The sequence below is a fragment of the Acidipila rosea genome (genome assembly GCF_004339725.1).
GTDB lineage: Bacteria > Acidobacteriota > Terriglobia > Terriglobales > Acidobacteriaceae > Acidipila > Acidipila rosea.
Genome location: NZ_SMGK01000009.1, coordinates 48,695 through 59,265 on the forward strand (window position 1 = coordinate 48,695; position 10,571 = coordinate 59,265).

Genomic DNA, 10,571 nt, shown 5'->3' on the forward strand with positions numbered 1-10,571 from the left:
TTCTGTCGAAGCGATTCGACATTGCCTCGCTTCCGCTAACGGCGTTATCAGTAGCTGAACAGCCGGGGATCTAGCGGTTACGAAGATCCGGCTTCTTAAGCAGGATTCGGTTACGTTCCAGCTCGTAAATTCACTGCTTGGCCGCAACCCAGTAGTTAAAAGCGAATCTGAGGTCAGCAGTGGGAGGGGGCACATTCCCAGAGAGAATGCTGCAAGGGCATGTGAGGTAATCTCCTCCACAATTCAAACATTTCGCCGAAGCCACCTTAAAGGCCTGTCGAGTCTCCAAACCAATTTCATTCATTTCTTCGGTTGTTGTTCGTGGCTCAGCCGGACCGGACGACACGGGCTCGCCAATTTTATCGGCAATTGCGGGTAGCAGTGCGATCTTCCGTCGCGGATATAAATTCAAACTCTCCGGATGCACATACTCCAAAGCAGTATCTACACCCTCGCCAAATGATGCGATGGCTTCTGCGGTATTCCTGACCCAGTCCGCAACTGATTCCGTCGGCGGAAAAGGTTGGTCTCGGTTCAGCCAATCTAAGACCTCAGTGCATCTCCCAAAGATAGAAACGGAGAGCGTGTACTCGGAAAGCGCAAGAGAAAGATTAATTAACACCGGGGAGGCAGGGTCCACCTCGTTTACTTTTGAAACAAGTTCGCGGTAAGCCTCGGTCGTGTGCTTGAGCGCATCTCGGGTGCGGTGAATCACTACGGGCATCTGCAAATAGTTGTCGTCGAAAGCCATGAAGCGTGCATTCGGTGCGAAAGTCAATCTATGACCCTCCCGCCCCAAAATCTTCATCAGTTCCACAGCTCTCAAATCGAAAAGAGCATATTCTGATTTTTCGCTTTGTGCCCACACATAAGGGAACGCAACAGGTTCCTCCAGAATGTGTTCGAGCATCCCAGGCTGATGTGTCACCAAGACACGGAACGACCTCGCATCGTCGCACAACCAAGGAACTCGTTTGTCGAAGTTGAGGGACCGCGGGAATACATCCGTTATCTCCAATTCCTCGCGGATGTCCGTTTTGGACTTCTGGCTGCCGAAGTATTCCGAAACAAGTGCGTTATCTCGAAAGTGATTATGAATCACGCTTTTCCAACGTCCTATTTCAATGTTTCCATCGACGCGCCAAAGCTTCGTATATTCAGTCTGGCGACCAGCGCGTTTGAGATCCACATCGAGACGGGAGATCATTTCTTCCGGCGTGTAGGCGCGTATCGAGCCATCAAGATGTTCGATCCGGTTCGTCGTGGCATCGATCACGCTGTGGACGTAACGGCAATGCAGCTTCGTTCGGTCGGCACCACTCTCACTGTCACGCAACTCCTCGGCTTCGAGGATGAGCTCCGCGCTAGTTTCCTTTGTCCTTCGTTGCCACCAGAATTCTGTACGGGAAATTTTATGGTAGAACCGCTGACTTTCGTCCGCTGTGTGCGCCGTTACTCCAGTCTGAAGCGATGACAGGTCTTCATTGAATGTTGGCCCGTACCAGTAATCCAACTCCATGGTGTGAGCAGCCGTGTCGGCCAAACCCACCATGTCCAGGTCAAGCCTCACTCTCACATTCACGCTGGAGTCTTGCGCCATTTGGTGTAGTGTTCCCAGGAGCTCTTCGTTGAAGTGATTGAAAGGGCTCTCCGAGCGCCGCATGAATTGATGTGCGAACACACAAAGCTCACCGATCTGAAATATGCCTGGCCGGATCATCGTGAGAGTAGTGAATGGGACGAGGCCGTCCTTGTCTACTTGCTCAAAAATCTCTGGAAACGCTCTCTGTGCAAGACCTGCTCCTCGCAGAGCCTGCGCTCCCGAATCCCAGGGTATTTCCGAATCCGTTAGTACGTCTTTTCCTAAGAGTTCTTTAAGCCGCGTGATGGACTCTTGGGGTACGTCATGGATTGTGGAGGCGATGAACTTGACCCATCGCTGTTTTATCTGCAAATAGTCCTGGTCTGTTTCAGGCTCGATGACATGTGCGAGGACGCGGGTAAGGCCAGGTTCTAGGTAAACTGCGGCAGGAACGGTCCATCCGGCCGGTCTATGACGATCATGGCTGATGAGCAGGGGCATCCCAACATCAAAACTATTCTTCATAGAGTCGTAGAGGGCACCCGTGTCCATCCTCATGGACTTCCGATTGACCGAATCGCTCATAGTCGCCGCTATTTGAGATTTCACTAGGCTCCTCGACCAGTAAACACTTCTCCTCGGGAGAAGTTACCGCATCCCAGTTTACTAACTTCAAGAGACACGGTTGTTAATGGGAGTTGTCCCACATGTTGACTGATTTTGCTTGTCGGAAGTAATTCGGGGCCGCTCGATGCGTGCGTCGGGCGATTTGGCATCAATTGACACGGGAGCAGAGAGCAGGTCAGATCTCTTCGTAGCTGCCGACAACTCCGTGTTTATAAAGGCACAAGTTTGAATTTTCGGTCGACAATTGTTGGGCTGGCACTAGAGTGGTTGTGCGTTTGGCCAGTATTTATTGAATTCTCCCAAGGTTCGGGCCAGCATATCGTCACTCTTCTTGCTCACAACGGTAGCCTTTTTCCCGAGATGATTCAGAGAGGAACCGAAGTGATATAAAGCGGCTCCGTCAAGAATGACAAAACGGTCATGAAACGCGTTAGAGGAACGGGCTTCGACGTTTCCCCGCTGCTGCGCCAACTTCGCGTATGCCGCGCCGAAGCTTTTTGAAACATTCTGTGTCGCGAGCTGAACCGAGACCACAGGATCGAGAGCGGCAATAAAATCGAGCATAGATTCATCGACCCACGGGTCAATGATAACGATGTTACCCTTCGCCTGCTGGAAGACAAGCTGCACCTGGCGCATGCCGGTGTACACCTCGCCTTTCCCAATGAAGATTTCGATTTCAGCATAATCGGCATAGCTCTTTCCTTCGACAGCCGAGATGCCCTTTTCTGTCACTTTCACCCAGTTGTCGGGGATCGCAAGATCGGTGCCGGTCGGCGCAATCAGTCGGAGCCGGAGCAGCTCACTCCACGCCCAAATGAGCTTGTCCTTTTCTTCGGTCGTTAGGTCTGCCCGCAGCCAGCGTTCGAAGTCACCCTGTATACCCTTCCCGATGGTGTTGTATTTTTCGACGCTGCGATTGCTGCGCTGCTCGGCATAGATAAATTGCAGAAGAAAATACTTCAGAAGCTCATCGCCATAAGCGATTAGACCCTTCGTCTCAATCGCTTCGAGCAACGGGGCGTGCAAGTTTTGGGTCAGCTCAATGCTGTACTTGCTTCTCGGCCCATCGGGGTTGTCCCTGACGTCGTCAAGGAAGTCGCCGTTAAAAACGGCATCCGCATGACGGCCATTAGGCCCTACCAGTGTTAGGCGATAGTTACGGGTGTCGAAGTCGTAAAAGGCTTCGGCCAACGCCACGTTTGCGTCGATAGATTGAAGGCGCAGCTCAACGGCCTCGTGACCAGGGACGTTATCTGTCGGAAGAGGCTTATACGGCATAACGTATCTTACTGCGAAACGGAATGCCTCGGAAGGGCGAGCGAAAAAGGGCGGCGACGCTTGCATCTCGCTGGCGGATTACAGACTATTGCGCCCGTCTGTTTTTTGGACACTTCTCAACTGTCCGGCTATATAGTCAGTCAATGCACGAGGAAGCAAACAGATGAGATGCGACAAGTGCGGGCGAAACATGGTGAAGGTTGACCGTCGCGAAGAGATGACTGATCTTGACGATGATGCCACGGACGGCCAGGTCGCTGATTTTCTCGCGGCTGAAATGTCCAGTGACGCCGGAGCATGGTCCGTTGGCGTCATCGAATATCATTGCGCGAGCTGCAATGCCTACTATCAAATCCAAGAGGACGAATTGACGAACTACAAATCTCTCATTGTGGGCTGGCACGAAAAAGCCGCAGTTGAAGGAGATTATTTCTCTAGATTTGTTTTCGAGTACCTGGCCTTCATTGCCCACCTGAAAAACAATGTCTACTTTGGTGAAACAAGGGACAGAAGTGTTATTCAAAATCTCAAGCAGGATTTCAGACGTCAAAGTCTATACGTTCAATCCGTTCAATCGAACGCCGATCTTTTGAAGGCGTTCGAAGCCCTCATCAGAGAATTGCAGCGGAGCCCTCTCCGCAACAGTTCGATGGACCTTGATTATCCTGAAATCGACAAATGGTGGAATTGTAGTGGGCGAAAGCCGCTAGATAATGATTCTGGACAAGGAGGAATCATTCGCACGCCGCATGATTGGGAAAACACTATCGAGTTTTGGTACGGCGTTAGAAATAATCTCTTCCACGGCGGGAAGAGCCCAAACATTCAAAGGGATTTGTTTCTAGTCGAACATGCCTACAAGACGCTAGCGGTCTTCATGAAATCAGAAATTAGCGCTCTGGAATAGCATATTGGATAAACGCGAGTTCCATCGTGGAATCTATTTGTTTTGTCATCTCACATGATTTGGATGGCTGTTGGCTTAATTATCTCTGCTTTCGAAAGGTTCGGATGCTTCGTCTCTCTCCGGTTCGACGCAAAGCGGTCTCGTGCGGTATCCCACTATTGTTTTGCGTGTTGTCATCTATGCAATCGAGCGGGCAGTCACCCTTGCCTCCAGAGCTGAAGGGCGCACCCAAGCCGATGCCAGCCGTTACCGAAGATGATCGTGAACTAGGTAAGCTCCTCGACGGTATACATGGAGAAAAGCTTTCAGACTCACAGCGCCATCTTATCGACGCGTTTATCGGATCTCATCCCAACTATCCAGGGGGCTATGCCATCCGCGCGATGTATGCCTGTGGCGACGAGAAGCCAGGTTTACCCCAACTTGAATCGGATTTGACGCAAGCGACCGCGCATCCCAGCGGCATGAGTGCGACGATGGTAGACAACCCTGCCAGTCTTCGTGCAAAGATCGCCTTTGCTAACGGCGACTATCGCGCTGCGCTAGATCTACTCAGTTCGGCTGCGTCTGCGGACTGGAGCAGCGCCCCCCAGGTCTTCAATATCGCTGGTACAAAGCCTGAAGAGGAGAGTGGAGGGTTTTGTGCCTGGACGCTCGCCAATCTGGGTGTCCTTGCCGAGCATTTCCCCAATGACTGGCGCGTTCCTGCTCTTCGCGGGGCCTACTACGAATTTTTCACTACGTTTGGAGATGAGAGCCTTTACGCGACGGCAGCGACACAGTTTCACCTGGCTGACACCAAGGCTCTGAAATCTCCAGTCCCACCATATCTACTTGGAGAACTCCGGAACAAAGCCTCATTCTGGACAAAGAGAGCATGGACCTCCGATGCCGCTCGTACCGAGACACACAAGGAAGCGGCAGCATTCTTCACAGCATCTCTGACACGCGACCCCAGTTTCGCACCTGCCTATATGGCCCGAGCGGAAGCCTATCTCGAAACCAAACAGTACGCCTTGTCGATCAAGGATTTCACGCGTGTGCTCTCGATCACCCCCCAGAACTCTACTGCACTCACCGACAGAGGCAATGCTTATATAGAGAGCGGAGCATACTTCAAGGCAATTTCGGATTTCACCACAGCCATACCGCTTGAGATTAAGAGCGGCGATTCATATCTGCACACCATCTATGAGACACGAGGTGATGCTTATATGAAGGTCGGCGATGTCCGTAGCGCGATCAACGACTACACTGCCGCCCTACGACTCGGCTTTGGGAACATAACGATTCTGCTTAGCGTTCCCCAGATTCGCGCGCTGTATCCCGAGCTGAATCCTTTGTCGGATGCTGATGTTGTGCGTCTCATGCACGATCAGTTTCATCCCGAGGTCCAGTACCAAGGCTTCGCTGATGAGTTGCTGCACAACGATGGTCACTACGAAATCTCTCTGATAAATGACGTTTACGAAAAACGTGGCGACGCCTACATTCAAAGCGGTCGTTTTGCCGATGGAATAAACGACTTTCAGCGCATCTATCGTGGGATTCCAGCCTTTGCCGATTCCGTTGAACGTTGGCGTCCTTTTGACCAGTCACACACTCCAATATCGTATTTCCTGGATGTGAAAGGCTCCGCTCTTAGTGGATCGCTCAAGAGGGTCTGGGTAAAACGCTCCGAAAAGAGCGGCTATCAAGTAATTTCCTTCGAATTTAACTGCGCTTCGCGGGAAATGCGTACCCTTTCCGAAGCGAGGTATAACGCACAGGATGACCTACGCGGTAGTCCAATATCCGATCCCGAATCATGGCGTGGAGTTGTGCCTGACACCATTGGTGAAAAGCTCTTGAACGGTGTTTGCTCGTCCAACTAACTTCGCCGTGGCTTCTGCACGTTGAAGCGTTCGTTCAGCGAAGGATGTCCGGATTGATTGGTCCCGTTATGTCGGCATATCGTCAGTAAACATTTTTTGTCGCGTTTAGCTGGTCTCTTCGGCGATCAATAACGGCGCTTCGGCCATGCTTCGGTCTTGCGGTGTCCCTTCCTCCAGTCGAAAATTGCTGAGCCCGATGCCGACTAGACGATAGAGCTGTTTTGGTGAGAGATCGACTCTCTCTCGTAAGGCCAGCGCGATGTTCAGGAAAACCTCAAAGCTAGGAACTGGATCGCGCGAAGTCAGGCACCGCGTCAGAGATTGGAACTCCTTCGTCTTCAACTTGAGGACGACCGTCTTGGCTTCGCGCGCATTCTCTTTCGAGGCGTTCCAAACCTTCTCGGCTAATCGCCGAATGTGCGCTTCGCATTCCGCCAGGGAAATGTCGTCCGGGAATGTGTCCTCGGCAGAGATTTGTTTCCGCATCCGATTGGAAACCACGGGATTGTGGTCGATCCCGCGCGCCAGTTCGTAGAGTCGCTGCGCATAGCTTCCGAACTCTTGTTCCAAGGCTGTAAGTTCCATCGTGTAGATATCGCCGACGAGTTTGATTCCGGCCTTCGCCATGCGGGCCTCGGTCACTCTGCCGACGCCGGGAATGCGTCCGACTGGAAGCGCTAGCAGGAACGTTTGCACCTCATGAGGCTGAATCACGAACTGGCCGTTTGGCTTGCGCCAATCCGAGGCAATCTTCGCCAGAAATTTGTTGGGAGCCACGCCTGCTGAGGCCGTGAGTTGCAACTCGTCACATATCTGTTGCCGGATCGTCTTCGCAACCAGGGTCGCAGTCGGTATCCCTGTCTTGTTCTGTGTGACATCGAGATAGGCTTCATCCAGAGACAACGGTTCGATAGCGTCGGTATGCCGCTGAAAAATCTCCCGCACTGCCTGCGATGCGGCCTTGTAGCGCACGAAGTCAGGTGGGATAAAGACAGCTTCCGGGCACAACCGCTCTGCGCTCACCGCAGGCATCGCGGACCTCACTCCAAAACGCCGCGCCTCATAGGAGGCCGCGCAGACGACCGAGCGTCTTCCTTTCCATGCCACAACCACGGGACGCCCACGAAGACTTGCATCGTCGCGTTGTTCAACGGAAGCGTAGAAGGCATCCATATCGACGTGAACGATCTTGCGACTGCCGATCTCGGCAATGGCCGCCGCGACTGAGACCTTGGGATCAAGCATGGCAGAGTCCACAGCAGACATAGTGGTCTGTGAAAGCGTCCCACTCTGTGATGCCGGTAAAGGCCGAGCTTTTCGAATCAGCCAGGTCGCTCGATTTGAGAAACGCGAAATCCGATGGGCGGCGCTCAGCGAACGCACGCAATAAAACGATTCCTTCAGGGCAGGGCAAGTCTTCAACGACTTCAAATAAGTGTCCGATTACTTCGTCTCTGCCTCGTTTGCCCATCGCTCCCTAGCCTCAGAAATATCTTTTCACGTTCTCTTTATGTTCGCCTAGCTGCCCTCAAACGAGAGTGTCGAGAGCCACAGGAGATGTTGCAATTTTTGGCTCATTCCTGAATGATTCGAGTGGGGCGGTCACGCACCGCCCTGGGGTGTGGAAACCCCAAACAAAGCTAGTCGCACGCCTATGGCGTGCGGAAGACCCTACGACTTTGCGGTCGGGGAACCTGTGACGTATGTCCAGGCCCCAAAGCTAAAGGTCGCAGGAGCCGTGCTTTGTTCGGCTTTCCACCTCCCCGATCACGGGTTTATAGGGCTGTTTGCGGGGGCGCACCGCAAATGTTTTTCCCTGAATCCGATTGAGGGGATAGATATGGTTACGCCGCCATTTCCAGCATCATGCCTGCCTCATATCGGCAGCCGAACTGTCCGCTATTCTCAGAGCGGCCTCCTCCGCTATGATTGCCGGAGCCTCGTCAGCATAAGTTCGCACTCATATTCCAACGTGCGCGTTTCACGGCGGCGTATCGCCCGTTCCTTCTTGTCGAAGCCCTAATCCGCGTGTGTACGAGGAAAGGATCTTGCATGGTCGAATGTCAGGAATTTGTTGGAAAGATCGTCAGCAGCTTCAAACTCTACGAAGACTCCATCGACGGCCCGGAAATCTCTATCGAGTTCACCGATGGCACTGTGTTCTCTTCGTGCTTAAAGATAGCGAGTGCGCTGGAAGCCAAAGTGATGCGCAATGAAGGTGGGCATCCTCGCCTTCTTAAGGACTACTCCACGTCCCCTGTATCTCGCTAAAACGTCGCACTGAGTTGCGGGAGGGGGTCTCCTCCCGCGCTGCGACTGCTCCGCATTCTTCGCTTCCCACCGCAGCGGGCCGTTCCCGCCCGCAACGCCCACCCTGAAAATCCCTGTGCGCTTGATGCGCACGCATAAGGAAACCAAGCCTCGCTGAGGGCTCTGCCCTGGCGCGGCGCAAGGGGTTTCCCGCAGTCTTCCGCGCTGCGCTTGTGCAGACCTCCGCTACGCTTCGCTCTTTCCTCTCCAGCTTCGCTTCCGCTCCAAGAGTGGGAGATACCCCTCCCCTTGCGCCTTGCCGCCCCGCCTTCGCCAGGAGGCGTTCGGCATGTAGGTACATGCCACGCATGGCATGAAAAGCAACGGCAACAGCCAAGGAGAGAACACCATGAGCAGCGCAGCCACCACCCGCAGCACCGACCAGCAGCAGCCTAAGACGGCGAAAGAGGTAATCGCCGCCAACGTCCAGAGCCTCATCGAGCAGCTAGAGGCAGGACACTCCGATGCACTCACGGCTTATTTGAACGCGATGAGCCGCTTTCATAACTATTCGTTCGGGAACATCCTCGAAATCGCGCGGCAGCGCCCGGACGCGACCAGAGTAGGCGGGTTCTGGAAGTGGAAAGAGCTTGGCCGTTCCGTGAAGAAGGGCGAGAAGGGCATCCGCATCCTTGCTCCTATCGTCGGCGTTCGCCGCAAGCAGGACGACGAAGCCAAGGCCAGCGCCGACCCTGCCGCGATCAATAAGCCGGTATTGGTTGGGTTCCGTTCCGCCTACGTCTTCGACGTGTCCCAGACAGAAGGCGCAGAACTTCCAGAGTTGCGCGGCATCACCGGCGATGTAGGAGAGAACAGGGACAGGCTGATTGCATTCATCGAACGTCAGGGCATTGAGCTTGTCTTCACTGAGCGCATCGCACCCGCATTAGGCATGAGCTACGGCGGACGTATCGCCATCCTACCCGGTCAGTCCGAGGCCGAAGAGTTCAGCACCCTAGTGCATGAGCTGGCGCACGAGATGTTGCACAAGGCCGAGCGCCGCACGGCCACGACGAAGACAGTACGCGAAACAGAGGCCGAAGCTATCGCTTTTGTTATCGGGAAGGCTGTAGGGCTGGAGACGGGCAGCGCGTCCGCTGACTACATCGCTTTGTACCACGGCAATGCTTCGTTACTTGCCGAGAGCTTGGAAGTCATTCAGCAGACCTCCGCTGTCATCCTTGCCGCATTGCAGCCGCCCACCGCAGCCGAGGCGACGATGCCCGATGCAGAACTAGCGAAGGTGGCGTAATGCAGACCATCCTTCAAATCCTCAAGATGGCCGGGGGATGGCATCCCGGCCTGTACCTCAAGATCGACAACCCGCCGTACATGGAGCTTGTCATCGAGGCAATGGACGAGTCCGGCCCTTGCGGACTTCCAGCTATCTCTGTTGCTCATTACGGCGAACAGAACGGGGATGCCATGCGCGACCCCGAGATGTGCTTCGAGTTCGGCCTAGCCGGAGGCCCGCACCTAAATCCGTTCTATTGGCGAAACGACTATGCAGCGATCGAGCAGTGGAGCCGCTTCATTCGCGAGGGCAACTATTGCTTTCATCCCCAGCTACACGCACAGCACGAGAGTTTTGCGAAGACGTGGGACAAGAACCTGCGACAGCAAGGCTTTGCGGAAGTGTTCACGGACAAGTGCATTCGTGGCTAGTCCGCTCCCATCGTGGAGCGGAACCACGCCCGCCGTGTACCGCTCCGTGCCTTCACCCTCAACCGCTCGAAAGGAGCCTGTCATCATGGAAACCCAAATCGTTAATGCCACCGAGTTCCGCAATGTTTCGTTGTCTGTCCTGAACGAGTCGAAGACCAACCCGCGACGTACCTTCGAGCCAACGGCCTTGAAGGAGCTTGCCGATTATGTGCCCGGGCACATAATCGGCATTATGTTCCGCTGGTCGTTATGTGGCCGCTGCGGCGGGAAGCCGCATGGCTTAGGGTGGCGCGCGTTCTGGAGGGCACATAACGGTCACAGCGAA

9 protein-coding genes are annotated in these 10,571 nt (G+C 54.0%); 6 read left to right on the forward strand and 3 right to left on the reverse strand.

All coding sequences use genetic code 11. The annotated features are described in order from the left end of the window. Nucleotides 1–130 precede the first annotated feature (130 nt). Together C7378_RS17500 and C7378_RS17505 are read right to left on the reverse strand one after the other, a co-directional pair. The gene (locus C7378_RS17500) at nucleotides 131–2,134 is read right to left on the reverse strand and encodes a hypothetical protein (protein WP_131999567.1); all 2,004 of its coding nucleotides are present in this window, start codon (nucleotides 2,132–2,134) and stop codon (nucleotides 131–133) included. Between the two features lie 333 nt (nucleotides 2,135–2,467). Next, complete coding sequence (locus C7378_RS17505) at nucleotides 2,468–3,490, reverse strand: hypothetical protein (RefSeq protein ID WP_131999569.1); 1,023 nt, start codon at nucleotides 3,488–3,490, stop codon at nucleotides 2,468–2,470. Nucleotides 3,491–3,680: 190 nt separating this feature from the next. On the opposite strand from C7378_RS17505, the gene C7378_RS17510 reads away from it, so the two are divergent. Further along, nucleotides 3,681–4,397, forward strand: a complete 717-nt coding sequence (locus C7378_RS17510; protein ID WP_131999571.1) for a hypothetical protein — start codon at nucleotides 3,681–3,683, stop codon at nucleotides 4,395–4,397. Nucleotides 4,398–4,633: 236 nt separating this feature from the next. Continuing rightward, complete coding sequence (locus C7378_RS17515) at nucleotides 4,634–6,271, forward strand: tetratricopeptide repeat protein (protein ID WP_165876877.1); 1,638 nt, start codon at nucleotides 4,634–4,636, stop codon at nucleotides 6,269–6,271. A gap of 105 nt (nucleotides 6,272–6,376) precedes the next feature. Here C7378_RS17515 and dinB read toward each other — a convergent pair whose 3' ends face one another. Continuing rightward, nucleotides 6,377–7,537 (reverse strand): DNA polymerase IV, encoded by a 1,161-nt coding sequence (gene dinB, locus C7378_RS17520; RefSeq protein ID WP_341539165.1) that lies wholly within the window; start codon nucleotides 7,535–7,537, stop codon nucleotides 6,377–6,379. A 786-nt stretch (nucleotides 7,538–8,323) separates the two neighbouring features. Between dinB and C7378_RS17525 the strand changes: the two genes are divergently transcribed. From C7378_RS17525 to C7378_RS17880, 4 genes are all read left to right on the forward strand, one after another. After that, nucleotides 8,324–8,542, forward strand: a complete 219-nt coding sequence (locus C7378_RS17525) for a hypothetical protein (protein ID WP_131999575.1) — start codon at nucleotides 8,324–8,326, stop codon at nucleotides 8,540–8,542. 388 nt (nucleotides 8,543–8,930) lie between these two features. Further along, nucleotides 8,931–9,833, forward strand: coding sequence for an ArdC-like ssDNA-binding domain-containing protein (locus C7378_RS17530; RefSeq protein ID WP_131999577.1), 903 nt, complete (start codon nucleotides 8,931–8,933; stop codon nucleotides 9,831–9,833). Further along, entirely contained in the window at nucleotides 9,833–10,246 is a 414-nt protein-coding gene (locus C7378_RS17535) for a DUF6908 domain-containing protein (protein ID WP_131999579.1), read from the forward strand. Before C7378_RS17530 ends, C7378_RS17535 begins: the two co-directional genes overlap by 1 nt. 85 nt (nucleotides 10,247–10,331) lie before the next feature. After that, a partial coding sequence (locus C7378_RS17880; protein WP_131999581.1) for a hypothetical protein occupies nucleotides 10,332–10,571 on the forward strand: 240 nt, incomplete at its 3' end.